We start from the raw sequence: 21,130 nt of genomic DNA on the forward strand, positions 1-21,130 counted from the left end.
CCTGCGGCTGCGGCGTAAGTTTGAGCGCAGTCACGGTGAAATCTCAGGAAATACAATGAATACCAAAGCCCGCAAAGTGATGATTATCGGGGCCGGAAACGTCGGCACCTCGGCCGCCTATGCCCTGCTGAACCAGAATATCTGCGAAGAGCTGCTGCTGGTGGATATCAACCAGCCGCGCAGTGAAGGCCACGCCTGGGATCTGTCGGATGCCGCGGCCTATATGCCCGGCATGATGACCATCTCCACCCGCGAGGCAAGCGACTGTGCTGATGTGGATATCGCGGTGATCACCGTCTCCGGCGGCGCCCTCAAACCGGGGCAGACGCGGCTGGATGAGTTGACCGCCACTGCCAGCATTGTGAAAAGCATTGTGCCGGAAATGATGGCGGGCGGTTTCAACGGCATTTTCCTGATTGCGACTAACCCGTGCGACATCATTACCTGGCAGGTGTGGCAGCTTTCCGGCCTGCCGCGTCATCAGGTGATTGGCACCGGCGTCTGGCTGGATACCACCCGGCTGCGGCGCACCCTGGCGCAGGCGCTGGATATCGGCGCGCAAAGCATCGACGCCTTTATTCTGGGCGAACATGGAGACACCCAGTTTCCGGTCTGGTCGCATTCGGCGGTATACGGCTCGCCGATTGCCGACGTTTATCAACGCCACACCGGCCAAACGCTGGATTTTGATGAACTGGCGGAGCGGGTGCGTAAGCAGGGCTTTGAGATCTACGCCCGCAAGGGCTGTACGGAATACGGTATCGCCGCGACCATCGCTGAAATCTGCCGCAACATCTTCACCGGCAGCCACCGGGCGCTGGCGATCTCCTGCGTGCTGGAGGGCGAGTACGGGGTGGACGGCGTGGCGATCGGGGTGCCTGCGGTGCTGGCCCAGAGCGGCGTCCAGCAGATTACCGAGCTAAAGCTGGCAGATGACGAACTGCAAAAATTCCGCCATTCGGCGGATGTGATCAAAGCCAATATCGCTCGCCTGCCCTGAGCCTTATGGCGCTAAGGTCAGCGTGGCATCAAGCTGGCTCAGGGTCTGTTGCACCCCCTCGTCCAGACGTTTGTCGGTCACGATATCGGTCAGGGTGTTGAGGTGGGTGACGTTAAACAGCGACCAGGCGCCATATTTCGAGCTGTCGGCCAGCAGGACCCGGCGTCGGGCGTTGGCAATCAAATCCCGCTTCAGGGCGGCTTTCTCTTCGGTCGGCGACGTAATGCCGCGTTCCAGATCCCAGCCGTTACAGCTGACAAAGGCGATATCCGGCCAGACGTTCTGCAACAGGCGGCGACCATGCTCGCCAATGCAGGACTGGCTGGAGTCGTCGATACGCCCGCCAATGATCGTCACCTCGATCTGCTTAAACTCTGACAAAAACAGGGCAATATGCAGATCGCTGGTGATCACGCGCAGCGGCAGATGGGTAAGCTGGCGCGCAAGCTCAATCATGGTGGTGCCCGCATCGAGCACCACGGCGTCACCCGCTTTAACAAACGCGGCTGCCGCGCAGGCGATGGCGTGTTTCTCCGCCAGGCTGCGCTGCATTTTTTCGCTGGTGGTGGGCTGCGAAGGGATGAACCGGTTCAGGGTCACGCCACCGTGGGTGCGGCTGATGACCCCTTCCTGATCGAGCTTAATCAGATCCCGGCGAATGGTCGCGGGCGAGGCATCCGTTGCCGCCACCAGCTGATCCACCGTCACCAGGTTGTGCCCTTTCAGGTAGTTCATTATCTGTTCTAACCGGCTATATCCCTTCATATTATTCCCGTGTGATTTGCATCGCTAACTGGATAGAAACCGTCATGCTCTCAGACTTCGCTTTACCTGTCCACGCAATGTCGAATGCGGTGCCATGGTCGGCAGAAGTACGGATAAACGGCAGCCCGGCGGTGATGTTCACACCGTCGTAAAAACCCAGGAGTTTTAACGGGATATGACCCTGATCGTGGTACATCGCCACCACCATGTCGTACATCCCTTCGTGGCACTGCATAAACACCGTGTCCGGTGGGCACGGCCCTGATACATTCAGTCCCTTCGCCTTCATCGCCTCTACCGCCGGACCGACAATCTTGATCTCTTCGTCGCCAAACAGACCGTTCTCCCCGGCGTGCGGGTTCACCCCGGCCACGGCGATACGCGGGTTCTTATATCCCACGCGCTTAAGGAAGGTGTCTGCAATGCCAATCACGGTTTTTACCCGATCCTGGCTGAGAGTATCAAGGAATTTGCGCAACGCGATGTGAGTGGTGATGTGAATTACCTTCAGCTGGTCGGTATAAAGCACCATCGCGTAATCTTGGCTGTCGGTGAGGTGCGCCAGCAGTTCGGTATGGCCCGGATAGTGATGGCCCGCCAGATGCAGCGCCTCTTTATTGAGCGGAGCGGTGGCAATGGCTTTCACCTCGCCTGCCATTGCCAGCTCGGTAGCACGACGCACACAGCGGTAGGCCAGATCCCCGGCCTGGGCCTGCACCACGCCAGGCTGTAACGCCTCCGGGTCCGCCAGCGGCTCATCCAGCACGTTGATGATGGCCGGGCTGAACCGGGCCTCGCTGACGCGGCTAATCACGCGTAACTCCGCCGGGGCGGTAATGCCTTTCTCCAGCACCCGTTGCAGGGTTCTGGCACAGCCGACCACGACCAGAGGCGCGCCAGACAGCTCGCCTTCGGTCAGGGATTTGATAATGATCTCCGGGCCAATGCCCGCCGGGTCGCCCATGGTTACAGCAATGATATTAGTCACTCATCTTCTCCTCGATAAAATGCAAAACCTCAAGCAGCGTGGATTCAGTACCAAAACCGCCTGCTTTGGTCATGACTGGCCCCTGCCAGCGACAACCCAAAAACCGACCAAACGGCACGCACTGCGCCACTTGTCCGCGAATGGCAAAACCTTGCGCGTTGAGGGCGCTGGCGACTGCCATTGCCACGTCGCCACCGGAGACATACAGTGCCGCCGGGGATGTGTTCTCCAGCACCTGCCGTGTTAACTCCCCGAGAAACGCGCTGATGGTCTCCCCCAGCGCAGCGCGGCTTAAGCCACGCTGCTGACAGAGGGTGTCAATTTGATGCCGGGCCTGGGTATCAGCGCAGGTATGCACCACGCAGTGCTGCCCCGCCGCCAGGGCCGTAACGATCTGCTGCTGATAACCCGCCCGCGCGTCGCTGAACACATCATTAATATCAATCACTACCGTGCTGACGTTGTGTTGGCTGCGCACCTGCTGGATCTGCTGCTGAGCAATTTCACTCATCGAACCGATCACCGCCAGCAGCTGGCGCGGCCTGGCCAGTCGCCGCGCCAGGGCATCGCACAGCCCTGCCGACCCCACCAGCAGGGGGCGTTCGTTGCAGGCAAATGCCGCATTGATAATCTGATCCAGCTCGTCGTCACTCTGCGCATCGACAATCACCAGTTGCGCATCACTCTGAAGGGCCGCCGCCAGCTGCGCCGGGCTGACCACCAGGCTGTTAAGGCGGGTTTGCTCCGCCAGTACCGCCGCGATGTAGGCATGACGCACCGGGGTTTTCGGATCGCTGGCGAATTCGGTTTCAGTGACCGGCACGCCCTTTACCAGGCAGACGCCGTTTTGCGTGGTGCGCCCTGCCGCCGGAAATGCCGGGGCGATGATCGCCTGGCGCTGACCGCTGATGCGCAGCAGCGCCTCAATTTCTGCTCCTGGATTCCCCCGCAGGGTGGAGTCGATTTTCTTCACCAGCCATGTTGCGGCGTCAATCTCGGCAGCGTAGCGCGTCAGCTTTTCAGCGGCCTCTGATGCCCGAAGTGCCCGACTGTCGCTATTAATAACCAGCGCATCGGTGTCGCCGGTGAAGGGGGTCTGAAACGCCACGCTGACTTTTTTGCCGCTTAACGCCAGGCTGACGCCCGCATCGTTAGCGCCGGTAAAGTCATCGGCGATCACCACCACTTCTCTGTTCAGGTTGTTCTCTTTCATCCCCGCTCCGGGTTAGCCTTTCCTGTTAATGATTATATTCAATCATGATTGATTATATGTGAGCAAGATCAAGTTATTCAGTTTGCGAATAAATTATAAATTTAGACACACGATAACTGTGATTGCCTGAGTTGAGCGAAATCAATCACAGACACAGCAACAGGAGAGCAAAGTGTTAACCATTAACAGTACGATTATCAGCGGTGCAGGTGCGATCCCGGCCATCGCGCCCCTGCTGACAGGCAAAACGCGCCTTCTACTGGTCACCGACGGCAATATCGCCCGTCTGGACGCCGCCCGCGCCATCCGCGCCCTGCTGGAAAACGACAACCGCAGCGTCAGCGTGATTGACAACGTGCCGCCGGAGCCGACCCATCATGATGTTCATGCCCTGCTCGCAGAAATTAATGACACCGCCTTTGACCTGGTGGTGGGCGTCGGCGGCGGCAGCGTACTGGATGTGGCGAAGCTGCTCTCGGTGCTGTGCCATCCCGCGTCTCCGGGGCTGGACGCCCTGCTGGCAGGAGAAAAACCGAACGAGCGCCTCGCCTCGCTGCTGATCCCGGCCAGCGCAGGCACCGGCTCCGAAGCCACGCCAAATGCGATCCTCGCCATTCCTGAGCAGAACACCAAAATCGGCATTATCTCCCCGGTACTGCTGCCGGATTACGTGGCGCTGTTACCGGAACTCACCACCAGCATGCCGCCGCACATCGCCTCCTCCACCGGGATCGACGCCCTGTGCCACCTGATCGAGTGCTTTACCGCCACCGTGGCGAATCCGGTGAGCGATAACGCGGCGCTGATTGGCCTGCGCAAGCTGCTGAACAATATCGAAACCGCCTGCGCCGAGCCGCATAACCTGGCGGCGAAGCTGGAGATGCTGTGGGCCTCGTACTACGGCGGCGTGGCGATTGCCCACGCGGGGACGCATCTGGTGCATGCCCTGTCCTATCCGCTGGGGGGCAAATACCACCTGCCGCACGGGGTGGCGAACGCCATTCTGTTAGCGCCCTGCATGCGCGTGGTGCGCCCGGATGCTGTGGAAAAATTTGCGCAGGTGTGGGATCTGGTGCCAGGTGCCGATACCACCCTGTCGGCGGAAGAAAAATCCCACGCGCTGGTGGACTGGTTTGCCGCCCTGGTGCGCCGCCTGAACTTACCGGACAACCTCGAAACGCTGGGCGTTCCGCGCAGTGACATCGCGTCGTTGAGCGATGCCGCGCTGAACGTAAAACGCCTGATGAACAACGCCCCGCGTCAGGTCAGCCACGCCGAGGTGCAGGGCATTTACCAGACCCTGTTCCCCGAAATTTAACATCGAAGGAGTGAGACATGCGTAACAAGATTGAAGGCGTGCTGACGGCGATCGTCACCCCTTTTACTGAGGAGGGTGCCCTGCATCTGCCGGGACTGAAACGCCAGATCCAGCGCCAGCTGGCGGCGGGGAACGGTATTTTCTGCGGCGGGACCAACGGTGAATTCTTTGTGCTGACCGAAGAGGAAAAAGTGGCCGTCGCCCGCACCTGTGTGGAAGAGGTCGCAGGCCGTGCGCCCGTGGTGGCGCATATCGGGGAGATCTCTACCCGCGCCACCATCCGGCTCGGTAAGCAGGTCGAGACGCTGGGGGTCGATGCGGTTTCGGTGATCACCCCGTGGTTTGTGCCCCTCACCCAGGCGGAGCTGATTAGCCACTATACCGCCATTGCCGATGCCCTGACGGTGCCGGTTTTCCTTTACAACATTCCGGCGCGTACTGGCAACACCATCGAACCGCACACCGCCCGCGTGCTGGCTTCGCATCCGAACATCATCGGTATTAAAGACAGCGCAGGCAGCTATGACAGCCTGAGCGGTTTCCTGCAGGCCGCGCAGGGCATTGACGGGTTCGACGTGTTAAACGGCCCGGACTCCCTGATCCATCAGGGCTTTGTCGAGGGCTGCTCCGCCTGTATCTCCGGGCTGGCGAACGTGGCCCCGGAGGCAATCAACGCTATCTGGACCCGTTTTCGCGCGGGTGATGTTGAGGGTTCGCGACAGGCGCAGGAGAGCGTCACTGACCTGCGCACCAGTTTATATAAAATTGCCTTCTCCCCGGCGGCGGTGAAAAAAGCGCTGCAGGTGATGGGCGAAGAGGTGGGTGAAAGCCGCTACGCGGTGGCTTTCGATGCGCAACAGACTGAACAGATCCGCCAGATAGTGACGAAGTCACTGCAGTAACCGGCGTTTGATTTCGTCCATAAGAATACCGGGTACCGCTGGGTGCCCAGGGTTCCTACGCCCTGATGAGAGGCAAAGATGAACAATTTTACCGCTGAAGATACCCTGATCATCGTAGGCATTGTGATTGTCTACATCCTGTTTACCACCTGGCTGACCTTCCGGTTGCGCAGTAAAAACTCCGGCGACTTCATGGAAGGCTCCCGGGCGATGCCGGCGTTTATCGTCGGGATCCTGCTGATGTCTGAATACATCGGCGCAAAATCCACCATTGGTACCGCCCAGGCGGCGTTTGAGGACGGCTTTGCCGCCTCCTGGTCGGTCATTGGCGCGGCCATTGGCTTTCCCCTGTTTGGCCTGCTGCTGGTGAAACGCATCTACAGTACCGGCAAAATCACCATCTCCGGGGCGATTGCCGAGAAGTACGGCACCAGCACCAAAAACATTATCTCGATCATCATGATTTACGCCCTGCTGCTGGTGAACGTCGGGAACTATGTGTCAGGCGCGGCGGCCATCTCCACCGTGTTGAAAGTCAATCTGCCGGTGGCCGCCTTTATTACCGCGATTGTCAGTACCTTCTACTTCGCCTTTGGCGGTATGAAAGGCGTGGCCTGGGTGACCCTGCTGCACAGCGCCCTGAAGTACTTCGGTATTCTGATTATCATGGGCTTCGCGCTCTCGAAAACAGGCGGCTTTGCGCCGATGATTGAGCAGATGCCCGCTTACTACTGGACCTGGGATGGCAACATCGGTGCCAGTACTATCTTTGCCTGGCTGATTGGCACCATCGGCTCCATCTTCTGTACCCAGTTCGTGATTCAGGCGATTTCGTCCACCAAAGATGTGAAGTCCGCCAAACGCTCCACCTGGGTCGCCTTCTTCTTCTGCCTGCCCATTGCGCTGGCCATCGCGGTGATTGGCGTGGCGGCGAAGTATCTGCACCCGGAGATCGACAGCCTGTACGCCATGCCGATCTTCCTGCAGGACATGAACCCCTGGCTGGCCGGTTTAGTGACAACGTCACTTGTAGCATCGATTTTTGTGAGCGTAAGTACCGTGGCGCTGGCTATCGCCTCGCTGGTGGTGAAAGATTTCTACGTGCCCTACCGCAACCCCACCCCGGAGCAGGAGTTTAAAGCCACCCGCTGGATGTCGCTGCTGATTGGCTTCCTGCCGCTGATTTTCGTCCTGCTGGTGCCGGAGGTGCTGAAGCTCTCCTTCTTCACCCGCGCCATTCGTCTGTCGATTACCGTGGTGGCTGTGATTGCCTTCTATGCGCCGTTCTTTAAGAGCACCCGCGGGGCAAATGCCGGTCTGATTGGAGCCTGCGTAGTAACATCGCTCTGGTATCTGCTGGGCGACCCGTTTGGTATCAACAATATGTATATCGCGCTGATCACCCCGGCGGTGATTATGGTCCTCGACCGTCTGATCCCGAATAAAGCGGATCGCAAAGTGCCTGCCCCTGTTCAACATAATGGAGTCTGATATGTCTGTAACCGTAACCCGTGACGGGATTGTTCGCCCGCAGCCGCAGGATGCCCGCGTGGAAACGGCAATGTTGCCCTCTTCCTGCCCGCAGAATCACGCCGCGAACCTGCTGCCGCTGCCGGATGGCACCCTGATGTGCGTCTGGTTTGGCGGCACCCAGGAAGGGATCGCTGATATTTCGGTCTGGGGGTCACGTCTGGCCCCTGGCAGTCACCAGTGGAGCGAGGCGGTGAAGCTGTCGGACGACGCCAGCCGCTCGGAGCAGAACCCGGTGCTGTTCCTCGCCCCGAACAACGTGCTGTGGCTGCTGTGGACGGCCCAGCTTTCCGGCAACCAGGATACCGCCATCGTGCGCTGCCGTCAGTCGCAGGATCTGGGTCAAAGCTGGGGCGAAATTACCACCCTGCTGGATAAACCCGGCACCTTTATTCGCCAGCCCATCGTGGTGCTGGAGAACGGCAACTGGCTGCTGCCGGTCTTCTATTGCCGCACCCAGCCAGGCGAAAAATGGGTGGGCAACGACGACATCAGCGCGGTGAAAATTTCGCAGGATCAGGGTAAAAGCTGGCGCGACGTCGAGGTACCCGAGAGCCTGGGCTGCGTGCACATGAACATCACCGCCCTGAAGAACGGCCATCTGGTGGCGCTCTTCCGCAGCCGCTGGGCTGACAATATCTATATCAGCCAGTCGCTGGACCACGGCGAAAGCTGGTCAGTGCCGGAGCCAACGGATTTGCCGAACAATAACTCGTCGATTCAGGTCACGACCCTTGCCAGCGGCGAGCTGGCGCTGGTGTTCAACCACATGAGTGCGGCGGGTGCCCTGGAGCGCCGCGCCTCGCTGTATGACGAGATTGACGACGGTGACGGGGGTAAAGAGCCGGAAGTGACCCACGGTCGCGCCGCGTTCTGGGGGGCACCGCGCGCGCCAATGACGGTGGCGATCTCTGCCGACGGCGGCAAAAGCTGGGCCTGGCAGCGCAACCTCGATGAGGGTGACGGCTATTGCATGACCAACAACTCGCTGGAGAAACTCAACCGTGAGTTTTCCTATCCGAGCATCAAACAGGGTGCCGACGGGGCGCTGCATATTGCCTATACCTACTTCCGCCAGGCAATCAAATATGTGCGCGTGTCGCCGGAATGGGTGAAGGAGTCGCAACAGTGATTATCGGCCATCTTAATGCCCTGCCGCTGGCCGGGCTTCCCCCGGCACTGCGGCAGATCCTCGAACGGGCCGACTGCTCTCTGGCGGCACTCGCCGCCCGGGATGATGGACGCTGGCAGCCGCAAGGCTGCCCGTGGTTCTGCCATATTGGCCCGGCACAGACTCAGCCCCAGGCCGAGCGTCATACGGAATATCACGCCTTCTATGCTGATATTCAGGTGGTACTGACCGGCGAGGAGACAATCCGGGCGGGAATGCAGTCTGTCGCCCGGACGGGTGATGAAGAGCGCAAGCCGGATCTGTGGATCGCGCCAGGGGTTGTGCATCCGGTCAGCATGACCTTGCGCAGCGGCGATTTCGCGGTGTTTCTGCCCGGCGAGCCGCATCAGGCGCTCTGTGCGGTGGAGGCACCCATGACCGTGCGCAAGGCGGTGTTCAAGGTGCCGCACGCCCTGCTGGAGGTGTGATATGCGTCATGCGATAGTCACCGGAGCCAGTTCAGGCATTGGCGAAGCCATCGTCACCCGTCTGCTGGCTGAGGGCTGGCAGGTGACGGGCTTAAGCCGACGTGGAATGGACTGCGGGCATCCAAGCTTCACCAGCCTGCGGGTCGATTTAAGTGACAGCGTCACGTTTAGCGCAGCACTTGATACCCTGCCGGTGCCGCAGGCCATCGTCCATGCCGCCGGAATGATGGCCGCCGCCCCGCTCGGCGAGCTGGATCCGGCGGTCAGTGGCCGTCTTTGGGGGCTGCATATTCACGCGGCCGAAATCCTGTTTAACCACTTTGCCCCGCACATGGTTGCAGGTGGCCGGTTGGTTGCTATCGGCAGCCGTACTTCACGGGGTGCCGCCGGTCGTTCGCAGTATGTCGCCACTAAAGCCGCGCTGGTGGGCATGGTGCGAAGCTGGGCCGCCGAACTGGCGCCGCGTGGGATCACCGCCAATGTGGTGGCCCCTGGGGCGACGCAGACCCCGATGCTGAATGCGCCGGGGCGGGAAACCTCACCACCAAAAGTGCCGCCAATGGGGAGGCTCATCGCCCCGGAAGAGGTGGCGGCGATGGTGAGCTATCTGCTCAGCGCCGAGGCCGCGCCCATCACCGGGCAGGAGCTGGTGCTGTGCGGAGGGGCGTCGCTGGGGTAACGAGTGCGGTCTGTTTGCCGGGGGGTGGTCACGCCTTACCCGGCCGACTATTCGGGTTGCCGTTTTGCCTTTACCTTGCCAGGGTTTAATCACCCTAACCTAACGCCGGAACCCGCCATGGAATACATGCCTCTGCTTGAATTCTGGTTTCACGACCAGCATCGCCCCCTCTGGTTTTCCCGCAATGATGATTTCGACGCCCAGTGCAAACATCGTTTCTATCCCTTGTGGCAGGCCGCCTGCCAGGGGGAGCTGTTTCACTGGCGGGACAGGCCGCAAGGACGGCTGGCGGAGATCGTGTTGCTCGATCAACTCTCGCGCAACCTGAACCGCAACGACGCACGCGCCTGGCAGCAGGATGGCATGGCGCTGATCCTCTCCCAGGAGTTAGTGTATCAACCGATGTGGAATGACCTTAACAGCAACGAAAAAGGGGTCTCGCTGATGCCGATGATGCATGCGGAGTCGCGGGTGATTCATCAGGAGGCAGAGCGGCTGTTCACCGCCCTGAACGAGCCGGGCTTTCTGAATGCGGAAATTAAACACCGGGCGATAATCGAACGCTTTGGCCGCTACCCGCACCGTAACAGCCTGCTGGGGAGAGACTCCACCCCCGACGAGGTGGAGTGGCTGAAGCACAACAAAGGCTTTTAATGACTGCGCAGGTAGACAGTCCCCTTCAGATAGAGCGCCGCCTGGCCGCCAATCAATACCCGGTCGCCTTTCAGCTCACAGCGCAGCTCGCCGCCGCGGGGAGAGACCTGCCGCGCCTGCAACGCCGTTTTGCCCAGCTTTTCGCTCCAGTAGGGGATCAACATACTGTGCGCCGAACCGGTAACCGGATCTTCCGCAACCCCTTCACCCGGGCAGAAAAAGCGGCTGACAAAATCATGCTCATCCCCTGGCGCGGTCACGCAGACCATTTTCCCCAGCGGCATCATCGCGTCGATGTTGGGGGTTAATGCCTCGACCTGCTGCTGGTTTTCCAGCACCACCATATAGTCCCGCCCTGCCCGCACCTCCTGCGCCCCGCTAATCCCGAGGGTGCTGAACAGCAATGCAGGAGGGTTTTCCACTGCCTCGCAGCCCCATGCCGGGAAGTTAAGCGTCAGCCAGTCGCCGCTGCGGGTCACCTTCAGATCGCCCACGAACCGGGTGGAGAAAACAATCTCGGTATGTGGATAGTCCAGATACTCAAAAATCACATGTGCGCTGGCAAGCGTGGCGTGCCCGCACAGGTTAATTTCGTACTGGGTGGTAAACCAGCGCAGTTCGAACCCGGTGTCGGTGCGCACGAAAAACGCCGTTTCGGACTGATTGTGCTGCTGCGCCATCTTTAACAGTACGTCATCCGGCAACCATTCTTCGAGAGGACAGACGGCAGCAGGATTCCCACCAAACGCGCGGTCGCTAAAGGCATCGACCAGATAAAATGCAATTTCTTTCATTGGGTTAACCCTTATTGTTAGCGTAAAAACAGATGACCTTTCATATACAGCGATGCCCTGCCGCTCATGCGTACCCGGTCGCCTTTCAGTTCACAACGTAGCTCCCCGCCACGCGCCGAGACCTGCCGGGCGAAGAGCGAAGTTTTAGCCAGCTTTTCGCTCCAGTAAGGAATAAGCATCGTGTGCGCCGAGCCGGTGACCGGATCCTCCCATAACGCTACGCCCGGGGAGAAAAAGCGGCTGACGAAGTCGTACTCCCCCTCGCCGCGGGCGGTAATCGACACTTTGTGCTCGCCGGGCGTCATGGCGTTGATATCCGGTTTTACCGCCTCAACCTGCTGGCGATTTTCCAGCACCAGCAGCCAGGCACGCCCCTTGCGAGCCTCGACATAGGTCTGGATCCCCAGCGCCCTCAGCATCTCTGGCGGGGGCGTTTGCGGCTCGGTGGGACATGCCGGAAAATCGAGGGTTAACCAGTCGCCGTCACGGGTAACGGTAAGCCTGCCGGAGGCCGTCTCAAAATGAATATGGGGATCGGGGTATCCCATCTCGTTAAACAGGACCCAGGCGGTCGCAAGCGTTGCGTGGCCACAGAGGTTGACCTCACCCTGGGTTGTAAACCAGCGCAGTTCAATGCCCGCTTTATCGCGCACGAAAAAGGCCGTTTCCGACTGGTTGTGTTGCTGAGTCATCCTGAGCAGCGTTTCGTCCGGTAGCCACGCAGGCAAAGGGCAAACCGCGGCCGGGTTACCGCTAAACGCGGCGTCGCTGAAGGCATCAACCAGATAAAACGCAATCTCCTGCATCCTTTTGTCCACTGTTAACATAATGTTGCGTTCTATATTCATGGAAAAACAGGCATTTCACCAGTATTAATCCATCGGCCATATTGAGATCTGCGTCACAAAACGTTTGTAATTCCGCCAGCGATGGATTTATGATCGTCCGCTCTTTATTTACCTCAATCCCTCCCGGACATCTCAATGACAACCAACACAGTTTCCCGCAGGGTCGCGTGGCTACGGGTGGTTACGCTCGCGATTGCCGCGTTTATCTTCAATACCACTGAATTTGTCCCCGTTGGCCTGCTCTCAGATATCGCCAGCAGCTTCGGCATGGAAACCGCGCAGGTGGGGATCATGCTCACCATCTATGCCTGGGTGGTGGCGTCGCTCTCCTTGCCGTTTATGTTGCTCACCAGCCAGGTGGAGCGACGCAAACTGTTGATCGGGCTGTTCGTGCTCTTTATCGCCAGCCATGTCCTGTCGTTCCTGGCATGGAACTTTACGGTGCTGGTGATTAGCCGGATCGGCATTGCCTTTGCGCACGCCATTTTCTGGTCGATTACAGCCTCGCTGGCGATCCGCCTGGCTCCGGCCGGCAAGCGCGCCCAGGCGTTGAGTCTGCTGGCCACCGGTACGGCGCTGGCGATGGTGCTCGGGCTGCCGCTGGGCCGTATCGTCGGGCAGCTTTTCGGCTGGCGTACCACCTTTTTCATTATTGGCCTTGGGGCGCTGTTCACCCTGCTGTGCCTGATTAAGCTGTTACCGAAACTGCCGAGCGAACACTCTGGCTCGCTGAAAAGCCTGCCGCTGCTGATGCGCCGTCCGGCGCTGATGAGCCTTTACCTGCTGACGGTTGTGGTGGTCACTGCCCACTACACCGCCTACAGCTACATCGAGCCGTTTGTGCAGACCGTAGCCGGATTCAGCGCGAGCTTTGCCACGGTATTGCTGTTGCTGCTGGGCGGCGCGGGCATTATCGGCAGCCTGCTGTTTGGCAAGCTCGGCAACCGTCACGCCTCGCTGCTGGTGAGCAGTGCCATTGGCCTGCTGCTGGGATGCCTGCTCCTGCTGTTGCCCGCCGCCGGTAGCGAAACCCATCTCGCGCTACTGAGTATCGTCTGGGGTGTGGCGATCATGATTATCGGCCTTGGGATGCAGGTGAAAGTGCTGGCGCTGGCACCGGATGCCACGGACGTGGCGATGGCCCTCTTCTCCGGGATTTTCAATCTGGGGATTGGCGCAGGTGCGCTGGTGGGCAATCAGGTGATCCTGCATCTGTCGATGGCGTCGATCGGCTATCTGGGGGCCATCCCGGCGCTGGCGGCGTTGATCTGGTCAGTATTGATCTTCAGGAAGTGGCCCGTCGCCCTGGAAGAGCAGCCGCAGCACGGCTAATGCGGTGACCGGGTGGCAGAGCGCCACCCGGCCCGGGAATCAGTGGTAGTTTTGAATAATTTCCAGCACGCCGTTGATAATAAACTGCACGCCCATGCAGACCAGCAGGAAGCCCATCAGACGGGAGATCGCTTCGATACCGTCCGTGCCCACCCAGCGCATAATCGCGCCCGAGCTACGCAGACAGCCCCACAGGATCACGCCGATGAGGGCGAAAATCAGCGGCGGCGCAATCATCACCACCCAGTCCGGGAAGTCAGTGCCACTGCGCACCGTCGAGGCGGAGCTGATGATCATCGCAATCGTACCCGGCCCAGCGGTACTGGGCATCGCAAGCGGTACGAAGGCGATGTTCGGGGCCGGTTTGCTGTGTTTATCGTCCAGTGCATCCTGCATATCAGCAGCATCTGGCGATTTCGGTGCCGGGAACAGCATTCTGAAACCGATAAACGCCACGATCAGTCCCCCGGCGATACGCAGACCAGGAATGGAAATCCCGAAGGTGTTCATCACCAGCTGTCCGGCGTAATAGGCCACCATCATGATCGCGAAGACATAAACGGAGGCCATAAGCGACTGTTGATTACGCTGTTCGCGATTCATGTCGCCCGCAAGGCCCAGGAAAAGCGCAACGGTGGTTAACGGGTTTGCCAGCGGCAGCAACACCACCAGCCCAAGCCCAATTGCTCGAAGTAAATCAACCATGTTATGGATTCGTCCTTAGCAAAATGTAACCCGGCAAGTATAGGGTTAAAACCACCCTAACCTCCATGCTCACCGCGTAAGTAATATTTACGCACCGAAATCAATTCATGCCCGTTATACGACGCAACAAACCTGGGTGAAACTTTGATATGAATCGTTTTAGCAAATCGTGTCATAAGCAAATGCATTCAGTTGACTTATAGTTGCCTGAGCAATAATATCTGCCGTGATTAAACTACTTGCCAGGGCAACCATTGTGAAAAGCACCAGTGACCTCTTCAACGAAATCATTCCGCTGGGTCGGCTTATCTATATGGTTAACCAGAAGAAAGACCGCCTGCTCAATGACTATCTGTCACCGCTGGATATCACCGCAACCCAGTTTAAAGTGCTCTGTTCTGTGCGCTGCGAAGTGTGTATTACGCCGGTTGAGCTGAAGAAAATCTTATCTGTCGACCTCGGCGCGCTGACGCGAATGATGGATCGACTGGTCTGCAAGGGGTGGATTGAACGCCGCCCAAATCCGAATGACAAACGCGGCGTACTGGTGCAACTCACCAGCGACGGCGCGGAAATGTGTGAACAATGTCATCAATTAGTAGGACAAAAACTGCACCAGGAACTAACAAAAAACTTAACGGCGGATGAAGTGGCAACTCTTGAGCATTTGCTTAAGAAAATCCTGCCGTAAACAGAAAGAGGTATGACGATGTCCAGACGCAATACTGACGCCATCACTATTCATAGCATTTTGGGCTGGATCGAAGATAACCTGGAGTCACCGCTCTCGCTTGAGAAAGTGTCTGAGCGTTCAGGTTACTCAAAATGGCACCTGCAACGGATGTTCAAAAAAGAGACCGGCCACTCATTAGGCCAGTACATCCGCAGCCGCAAATTAACGGAAATCGCGCAGAAACTGAAAGAAAGTAACGAGCCGATCCTGTATCTGGCTGAGCGTTACGGGTTTGAATCGCAGCAGACCCTGACCCGCACGTTCAAGAACTACTTTGATGTTCCACCGCATAAATATCGCATCACCAATATGCGCGGGGAATCCCGGTATCTGCTTCCGATCAATCACTGTAACTGCTAATCGCCTGTATTAAGAGCCTGGCCCACCTGGCAACAATTTGAACATGGACAGCGCGCAACAACCGGAGTGCACTGCCCATGTTCAAAATGGCAAATAAAACACCCTGGTGGGACAGGCTTTAAGACGTATCGAGGAAATTATGAAATTATTCGCTTCCGCCGCCCTCACCGCCCTGGTGCTGGTCTCCGGCCAGAGTTTTGCGGAGCAAACTCCACGTGTTCCGCAGCAGAACAACCGCGACACGATGATCCTGCCAACGGCTAACGGCCAGTCGCCCCATGACTTTAACCATATGGGCGCAGGCAGCGACAAATCCGACGAGTTAGGCGTCCCTTATTACAATCAGGGCGCCTGATACGTTTTGCCCCGCCCGTGCGGGGCTTTTTTTTAGCCTCTGACCCGCGTCGCCCGACGCAAGCGCAAGCCGAAGACGTTGATATATAGCCCGGCCATCACCAGCAGCGCACCCACCAGTTGTAATGCCCCTAGTTTTTCATCCAGCAAGAGCGCCGCACTGGCGATCCCCACCACGGGTACTAACAGCGACAGCGGTGCCACGCGCCAGGTTTCGTAGCGCCCAAGCAGCGCACCCCAGATGCCGTAGCCGACGATGGTGGCGACAAAGGCAAGATAGATCAGCGACAAAATGGTGGTCAGGTCGAGAGTAACCAGGCTGTGCAACATCACCGTGGGGCCATCCAGCAGATACGACGCCACCATAAAGGGCACAATCGGGATCAGGGCGCTCCACACCACCAGCGACATCACTGCCGGACGAGTCTCAAGCTGCATGATCTTTTTGTTGAAGATATTGCCGCTGGCCCAGCAGAACGCCGCCGCCAGGGTCAGTAAAAAGCCCAGCAGCGCCACGTGCTGACCGTTGAGGCTGGCTTCCGCCAGCACCAACACGCCCACTACGGCAAGGGCGATCCCCACCAGCTGTTTGCCCTGCAAACGCTCGCCAAACACCAGTGCCCCGAGAATGATGGTAAAGAACGCCTGAGCCTGCAGCACCAGCGAGGCCAGACCGGCGGGCATGCCGAAGTTAATGGCGCAAAACAGGAAGGCAAACTGACCGAAGCTGATGGTCAGGCCATAGCCCAGTAGCAGGCGAAACGGAATTTTCGGCCGGGCAACAAAGAACAGCGCTGGGAAAGCCACCAGCAGAAAGCGTAAACCGGCCAGCATCAGTGGAGGCATGTTGTGCAACCCGACTTTGATCACCACAAAATTCAGCCCCCAAACCACCACCACCAGCAATGCCAGCAGCCCGTCTTTGCGCGTCATAACCTGCCCCTGTTTATTAAATTTTTGTAAACACTCTTCAAGGTAACGAAAAAAAACGTCGAGGAACAGATCATTAATTCTGGCAGTCAGGCGAAGCACTTAGGGATAAATTTGGAGGTATACAAGCCTCTTATGCCGTGATAATCCTGATAAGACATAACAAAAACTTTACATGCAATTGTCGGGCAGGAAAATGAAACCATCACTCAGGCGCTCAACCGCAGCGCTGCTGGCGTCGTCGTTGTTACTCACCATTGGGCGCGGCGCCACGTTGCCGTTTATGACTATTTATCTCACTCGCGTCTACAACATGAGCGTCGAGAATATCGGTTATGCCCTGACGGTAGCGCTGACTATCGGGGTGGTTTTCAGCCTGGGTTTTGGCATCCTGGCGGATAAATTCGATAAAAACCGCTACATGCTGATCGCCATTACGGCGGTTGCGCTGGGCTTCCTGGCGATCCCGCTGGTGGATAACGTTGTGCTGGTCGTACTGGCCTTCTCGTTAATCAACTGCGCCTATTCGATCTTCTCTACGGTGCTGAAAGCCTGGTTCGCCGATGTGCTGAACCCGGCCGAAAAAGCCCGGGTCTTCTCGCTAAACTACAGTTTCCTCAACATTGGCTGGACCATCGGGCCGCCGTTGAGCACCCTGCTGGTAATGTACAGCCTGCAGCTGCCGTTCTGGGTGGCGGCCTTCTGCGCCGCGCTGCCGCTGGTACTGATCCAACGCTATGTGCAGAAAGGCGTGGCGGCCGATAGCGAACATGTGCCTGTGCCCTGGCAGCCGTCGGTGCTGCTGCGCGACCGGGCGCTGTTCTGGTATACCCTTTCCGGGCTGCTGGCCTCCTACGTGGGCGGCTCGTTCGCCAGCTGCATTTCTCAGTATGTGCTGGCGGCAGATTATGACAGCGATTTTGCCCAGAACGTGGTGGCCGTGGTGCTGCCGGTCAATGCCGCTATGGTGGTTTCATTGCAGTACATCATTGGCCGCAAGCTGTCGGCGCGTAACATCCGTCCGCTCATGACGCTGGGCACCCTGTTTTTCGTCCTCGGCCTGGCCGGGTTCATGGTCTCCGGGGAGAATCTGATCTACTGGGGGCTTGCCGCGGCGGTCTTTACCATCGGTGAGATTATCTATGCGCCAGGCGAGTATATGCTGATCGATAACATCGCCCCGCCGGGAATGAAAGCCAGCTACTTCTCCGCCCAGGCGCTCGGCTGGCTGGGTGCGGCGTTTAACCCGATGATCACCGGGCTGATCCTGACCCATCTCCCGCACTGGTCACTGTTTGTGATTATGATGGTCGCCATTGTGCTGGCGTGGATGATGATTTTGCGTGGCATGCGGGTGAAGGCGTGGGTTGAATTACCTCGTGTCGCCTGAAAGCAGTGCCCGGCAGCGCTAAGCTTGCCGGGCACTGCCGATAAGCAAAGAAGATGAATGTTCATCTTTTTACGCAATTACATAATTGTTCCAGCTATCTTCATACAAAATATTACCTTCAGTATACTTCCATATTATTGTTTCATAACGTAATTCAATATCTTCAAGATGTGTGCTGGTCACTCCGCCAGGGTGCAAATTTGGTGCAATGGCAGTAATTTTAACGTTCTGCATGACAATATTGAAATACTCCACTTCAATCCCTGCATCGTTGGTTTGATACATCTTCAGCGTTGCTTTTTTAATATTCGGCCTTCGCAAAGTGCTCGAAACAGCAATGGCGTGGTTCTATCGAACTCTTTTTGAATCTTTAAAGGCGTATGAAGTCTGGTTGCCGTCAGTTTGCCCGTATTAGGATCCGTAGGTAACCAAACATGGTGGCTAACTGAACGCAACTCGATAGAGCCAAGCCGGGCGGGCATAACACAGGAGCCTACAATGGGTGAACCATTCTCATCCACTAACCATAAATGCGCTGGGTTAGACATACTTTTATCCTCTATATTATTTTTTAAATTTAAACCAAAGAAAAACGTGGAAACAAACATGAAACATAATAAATAACCCTATCATCTTGATTGCGAATCCAGGGAAGTAAGAGACAGCGAAAATAGCAAATGCAATAATAGACAAACAAATCCCCCACCCCCATAAAAGCAAGAGGAACTCCTCTTTCAACCATTTCTTTAAAAACTCCATCATTTATCTCATCAGTCTAATAATTAAATCAACAAGTTCATCATCAGATATAAGCATGGGGTTTAAATAAGGACTTCGGGAAATTAAAGGCTCAATCAAGAAATACATCATTTCAAGATTACGTTCATACAGCGCCTGATAATAATAAGCATTAAACTTCTTAAGATTCTCAGCGCAGTTTGAGGCTTCATGAACTAAACCATAAACGCTGAGCGATATTGCTGAAGCAGTCACACTTCTTTTTAAAATAAGCGTTCGAGCCTGGCTTAAACGCTCATGTATAATGGCATGAAAACTATAGCTTTGGCATACGGCGATTGCCACAGAAGTGATAAGCAGTCGGTTAGTGGTCCCCGTTGTGGATAGATAAACACCGGCACTTACAAGTTTGCGAAGGATATTCTGAACACGCCCTTCTGTTTTGTTTTTAAAATGAACCTCAATATACAGACGAATCATTTCAAAAATGATATTACGGTCTTTATATAATTGAATAAGACCAGAAACAAACCTTATATCATCATGTTTAAGTTTCGCACAAACATCTTGATAATTATCCGTAAAACATGAAGTATAATACGATGCACGAGTAACACCATTTCCAATCTGCTTAAGAGTTGAAGTGACGTTGTTCTTTACACCTGCCAGCGCTTTATCCAACTTAAGCGCGAGGATCTTCTCAGCCTGTAATGAAGTAATAATTGAATCACTAAAATACATACTCCCTCCATCAGTAAATCATTTTATTTAAATTTAGATGATGGGATATAAGCACACGTGAATTGAAGAAAATATTAATGAATTCCTAAAGATATTGAAGCCGGGTAAGGCATAGCCTCTACCCGGCTTACAGGCAGCGCCAACATTAATGGTGCAGCATCTCCTCCACCACCTGCTTGTTATACATTTCGTTTGGATAATAGGTCGGCCAGTTATCCATCTCTTTTAATAACGCCTCGTGGGAGGTGTTGCCCATAAAGATATGGAAATGCGCAGACTGGCGTGGGCCGATGGTGTGGTCGCTGAACTGGACGAACTTCGGCGCTTTGCTGCTGGCGTCTTTACATTCGAACAGGTAACGGACGCCCTTCTTGCCGGAAGCATAGGTCAGGATTTTGTAGCCGTTAGAGACGTATTCACAGCGGCTGACGTTTTTCCCGGTATGGAACTCCATCACGTTGTTCTCGATGCCGATGGTCTCCACGTCGGTGGCGTAGCCGGTGCGGTAATAGGCCTTCACCTCGTCAAAGGTTTTGCTGTTGTCTTTCTCGGCTTTCTTTTTAAACACCGGGTCGAGATCGCCGCTCAGCAGGAACGGATAGACCGACTGCCAGACGCCGTCCCAGTTGGACAGCGGCCGGTCTTTTACATCTTTATCGTCAAATACGCCGTTAGCAGCTTTTTGTTCCGCCTCGGTCATCTGGTGGCCGTGGGAATGGGCGTACAGCTGGCCGCTCACCAGCATCGCCCCCAGAGTCATTGCAATTTTACCAATATGTCCTGCCAAGATAACGTCCTCACTCCATTTTAAAGAGTGATGGATGTTATAATATAACATACTGCAAAACAAGCCTCCTAAATCGCCACCAGGCCGCGAACGCCCTCCTGTGCCATGTTCTCGCCGCGCCCGCGCTGAATGATGCTGCCCCGGGACATCAGCAGATAGCTGTCCGCCAGCTCGGCGGCAAAATCGTAAAACTGCTCCACCAGCAGGATCGCCATATCACCCCGGTTCGCGAGCTGGCGGATCACCTGACCAATCTCTTTAATCACCGACGGCTGGATCCCCTCCGTCGGTTCATCAAGAATCAACAGCTGGGGACGACTGGCCAGCGCCCGGCCAATTGCCAGCTGCTGCTGTTGTCCGCCCGAGAGATCGCCGCCCCGGCGCTGCTTCATCTCCTGGAGAACCGGAAACAGCTGCCAGATCTCCTGCGGTACCTGTTTCGCCTCGCGCGCCGGGAAGCGCGATAAGCCGAGCAGCAAATTCTCCTCTACCGTCAGGCGGGGAAAGATATCCCGCCCCTGCGGCACATAGGCCACCCCGGCCTGCACCCGCTGATGCGGTTTTGCGTGGGTGATGGCTTTACCCTGCCAGAGGATCTCGCCGTTACGCGCCGGGATCAGCCCCATCAGGCATTTCAGCAGCGTGGTCTTGCCCACCCCGTTGCGCCCCAGCAGACAGGTGACCTCCCCGGTCAGCGCTTCAAAGCTGACCCCGCGCAGGATGTGGCTCCCGCCGTAATACTGATTCAGTTCGTTAACCTGTAGCATCCA

The 21,130-nt window shown here is 56.8% G+C and carries 24 protein-coding genes and 1 pseudogene; 13 read left to right on the forward strand and 12 right to left on the reverse strand.

Annotated features, from left to right (window positions below; translation table 11 throughout):
* Positions 1 to 55: 55 nt before the first annotated feature.
* Positions 56 to 1,000 carry an L-lactate dehydrogenase gene (locus ACF8PE_RS00330; RefSeq protein ID WP_392494212.1) on the forward strand — a complete coding sequence of 315 codons (945 nt, stop codon included), beginning with the start codon at positions 56 to 58 and terminating at the stop codon, positions 998 to 1,000.
* Between the two features lie 3 nt (positions 1,001 to 1,003).
* On the opposite strand, the gene ACF8PE_RS00335 is transcribed toward ACF8PE_RS00330, so the two are convergent.
* The 3 genes from ACF8PE_RS00335 to ACF8PE_RS00345 are packed head-to-tail and all read right to left on the reverse strand — an operon-like array spanning position 1,004 to position 3,966.
* Positions 1,004 to 1,765, reverse strand: a complete 762-nt coding sequence (locus ACF8PE_RS00335) for a DeoR/GlpR family DNA-binding transcription regulator (protein WP_077227534.1) — start codon at positions 1,763 to 1,765, stop codon at positions 1,004 to 1,006.
* Position 1,766: 1 nt separating this feature from the next.
* Positions 1,767 to 2,753: a D-threonate 4-phosphate dehydrogenase gene (locus ACF8PE_RS00340; protein WP_336654121.1), complete on the reverse strand. Its 987-nt coding sequence runs from the start codon at positions 2,751 to 2,753 to the stop codon at positions 1,767 to 1,769.
* Complete coding sequence (locus ACF8PE_RS00345; protein WP_392494214.1) at positions 2,746 to 3,966, reverse strand: four-carbon acid sugar kinase family protein; 1,221 nt, start codon at positions 3,964 to 3,966, stop codon at positions 2,746 to 2,748. Before ACF8PE_RS00345 ends, ACF8PE_RS00340 begins: the two co-directional genes overlap by 8 nt.
* A 172-nt stretch (positions 3,967 to 4,138) precedes the next feature.
* Between ACF8PE_RS00345 and ACF8PE_RS00350 the strand changes: the two genes are divergently transcribed.
* The 7 genes from ACF8PE_RS00350 to ACF8PE_RS00380 all read left to right on the forward strand — a co-directional run bounded on the left by ACF8PE_RS00350 (position 4,139) and on the right by ACF8PE_RS00380 (position 10,648).
* Entirely contained in the window at positions 4,139 to 5,284 is a 1,146-nt protein-coding gene (locus ACF8PE_RS00350; protein ID WP_279869511.1) for an iron-containing alcohol dehydrogenase, read from the forward strand.
* Positions 5,285 to 5,301: 17 nt separating this feature from the next.
* Positions 5,302 to 6,186 carry a dihydrodipicolinate synthase family protein gene (locus tag ACF8PE_RS00355; RefSeq protein WP_165717800.1) on the forward strand — a complete coding sequence of 295 codons (885 nt, stop codon included), beginning with the start codon at positions 5,302 to 5,304 and terminating at the stop codon, positions 6,184 to 6,186.
* 78 nt (positions 6,187 to 6,264) lie between these two features.
* Positions 6,265 to 7,677 carry a sodium:solute symporter family protein gene (locus tag ACF8PE_RS00360; RefSeq protein ID WP_392494216.1) on the forward strand — a complete coding sequence of 471 codons (1,413 nt, stop codon included), beginning with the start codon at positions 6,265 to 6,267 and terminating at the stop codon, positions 7,675 to 7,677.
* 1 nt (position 7,678) lies between these two features.
* On the forward strand, positions 7,679 to 8,848 hold the full coding sequence (locus ACF8PE_RS00365) for an exo-alpha-sialidase (protein WP_392494218.1): 1,170 nt from the start codon (positions 7,679 to 7,681) through the stop codon (positions 8,846 to 8,848).
* Entirely contained in the window at positions 8,845 to 9,315 is a 471-nt protein-coding gene (locus ACF8PE_RS00370; RefSeq protein WP_336994623.1) for a YhcH/YjgK/YiaL family protein, read from the forward strand. The genes ACF8PE_RS00365 and ACF8PE_RS00370 overlap by 4 nt, the downstream gene beginning before the upstream one ends.
* Before the next feature lies 1 nt (position 9,316).
* The gene (locus ACF8PE_RS00375) at positions 9,317 to 9,994 is read left to right on the forward strand and encodes an SDR family NAD(P)-dependent oxidoreductase (RefSeq protein WP_165717797.1); all 678 of its coding nucleotides are present in this window, start codon (positions 9,317 to 9,319) and stop codon (positions 9,992 to 9,994) included.
* Positions 9,995 to 10,111: 117 nt separating this feature from the next.
* A complete protein-coding gene (locus tag ACF8PE_RS00380; protein WP_130588888.1) occupies positions 10,112 to 10,648 on the forward strand; it encodes a DUF924 family protein in 537 nt (178 codons plus the stop codon).
* Here the strand turns inward: ACF8PE_RS00380 and ACF8PE_RS00385 are convergent.
* Both ACF8PE_RS00385 and ACF8PE_RS00390 read right to left on the reverse strand, forming a co-directional pair.
* Positions 10,645 to 11,442, reverse strand: a complete 798-nt coding sequence (locus tag ACF8PE_RS00385; protein WP_392494221.1) for a PhzF family phenazine biosynthesis protein — start codon at positions 11,440 to 11,442, stop codon at positions 10,645 to 10,647. The genes ACF8PE_RS00380 and ACF8PE_RS00385 overlap by 4 nt on opposite strands.
* A 17-nt stretch (positions 11,443 to 11,459) precedes the next feature.
* The gene (locus tag ACF8PE_RS00390) at positions 11,460 to 12,248 is read right to left on the reverse strand and encodes a PhzF family phenazine biosynthesis protein (RefSeq protein ID WP_077227526.1); all 789 of its coding nucleotides are present in this window, start codon (positions 12,246 to 12,248) and stop codon (positions 11,460 to 11,462) included.
* A 177-nt stretch (positions 12,249 to 12,425) separates the two neighbouring features.
* On the opposite strand from ACF8PE_RS00390, the gene ACF8PE_RS00395 reads away from it, so the two are divergent.
* Positions 12,426 to 13,622 carry a sugar transporter gene (locus ACF8PE_RS00395; protein ID WP_103792414.1) on the forward strand — a complete coding sequence of 399 codons (1,197 nt, stop codon included), beginning with the start codon at positions 12,426 to 12,428 and terminating at the stop codon, positions 13,620 to 13,622.
* A gap of 39 nt (positions 13,623 to 13,661) precedes the next feature.
* Here ACF8PE_RS00395 and ACF8PE_RS00400 read toward each other — a convergent pair whose 3' ends face one another.
* The gene (locus ACF8PE_RS00400; RefSeq protein WP_059307979.1) at positions 13,662 to 14,327 is read right to left on the reverse strand and encodes a MarC family NAAT transporter; all 666 of its coding nucleotides are present in this window, start codon (positions 14,325 to 14,327) and stop codon (positions 13,662 to 13,664) included.
* Positions 14,328 to 14,583: 256 nt separating this feature from the next.
* On the opposite strand from ACF8PE_RS00400, the gene marR reads away from it, so the two are divergent.
* The 3 genes from marR (at position 14,584) to marB (ending at position 15,775) form a co-directional block, all read left to right on the forward strand.
* On the forward strand, positions 14,584 to 15,018 hold the full coding sequence (gene marR / locus ACF8PE_RS00405; RefSeq protein WP_032618045.1) for a multiple antibiotic resistance transcriptional regulator MarR: 435 nt from the start codon (positions 14,584 to 14,586) through the stop codon (positions 15,016 to 15,018).
* A gap of 18 nt (positions 15,019 to 15,036) precedes the next feature.
* A complete protein-coding gene (gene marA / locus ACF8PE_RS00410; protein WP_072250842.1) occupies positions 15,037 to 15,420 on the forward strand; it encodes an MDR efflux pump AcrAB transcriptional activator MarA in 384 nt (127 codons plus the stop codon).
* Between the two features lie 139 nt (positions 15,421 to 15,559).
* Positions 15,560 to 15,775 carry a multiple antibiotic resistance protein MarB gene (gene marB / locus ACF8PE_RS00415; RefSeq protein WP_059307980.1) on the forward strand — a complete coding sequence of 72 codons (216 nt, stop codon included), beginning with the start codon at positions 15,560 to 15,562 and terminating at the stop codon, positions 15,773 to 15,775.
* A gap of 32 nt (positions 15,776 to 15,807) precedes the next feature.
* On the opposite strand, the gene eamA is transcribed toward marB, so the two are convergent.
* Positions 15,808 to 16,707: an O-acetylserine/cysteine exporter gene (gene eamA / locus ACF8PE_RS00420; protein ID WP_059307981.1), complete on the reverse strand. Its 900-nt coding sequence runs from the start codon at positions 16,705 to 16,707 to the stop codon at positions 15,808 to 15,810.
* A 193-nt stretch (positions 16,708 to 16,900) separates the two neighbouring features.
* Between eamA and ydeE the strand changes: the two genes are divergently transcribed.
* Positions 16,901 to 18,094, forward strand: coding sequence for an efflux MFS transporter YdeE (ydeE, locus tag ACF8PE_RS00425; RefSeq protein WP_032618040.1), 1,194 nt, complete (start codon positions 16,901 to 16,903; stop codon positions 18,092 to 18,094).
* A gap of 69 nt (positions 18,095 to 18,163) precedes the next feature.
* Here ydeE and ACF8PE_RS00430 read toward each other — a convergent pair.
* From ACF8PE_RS00430 to urtE, 5 genes and pseudogenes are all read right to left on the reverse strand, one after another.
* Positions 18,164 to 18,642 (reverse strand): annotated as a pseudogene (locus tag ACF8PE_RS00430) (Hcp family type VI secretion system effector).
* A gap of 16 nt (positions 18,643 to 18,658) precedes the next feature.
* Positions 18,659 to 18,853 carry a hypothetical protein gene (locus ACF8PE_RS00435; protein WP_077227555.1) on the reverse strand — a complete coding sequence of 65 codons (195 nt, stop codon included), beginning with the start codon at positions 18,851 to 18,853 and terminating at the stop codon, positions 18,659 to 18,661.
* A 3-nt stretch (positions 18,854 to 18,856) separates the two neighbouring features.
* The gene (locus ACF8PE_RS00440; RefSeq protein WP_392494225.1) at positions 18,857 to 19,573 is read right to left on the reverse strand and encodes a hypothetical protein; all 717 of its coding nucleotides are present in this window, start codon (positions 19,571 to 19,573) and stop codon (positions 18,857 to 18,859) included.
* A 145-nt stretch (positions 19,574 to 19,718) separates the two neighbouring features.
* Positions 19,719 to 20,360: a metal-binding protein ZinT gene (gene zinT, locus ACF8PE_RS00445; protein WP_032618128.1), complete on the reverse strand. Its 642-nt coding sequence runs from the start codon at positions 20,358 to 20,360 to the stop codon at positions 19,719 to 19,721.
* A 68-nt stretch (positions 20,361 to 20,428) separates the two neighbouring features.
* Positions 20,429 to 21,127, reverse strand: a complete 699-nt coding sequence (gene urtE, locus ACF8PE_RS00450; protein WP_130588893.1) for an urea ABC transporter ATP-binding subunit UrtE — start codon at positions 21,125 to 21,127, stop codon at positions 20,429 to 20,431.
* Positions 21,128 to 21,130 lie beyond the last annotated feature (3 nt).

It is taken from the genome of Leclercia sp. GLN_9 (genome assembly GCF_043105735.1).
In the GTDB taxonomy this organism is placed as follows: domain Bacteria; phylum Pseudomonadota; class Gammaproteobacteria; order Enterobacterales; family Enterobacteriaceae; genus Enterobacter; species Enterobacter adecarboxylatus.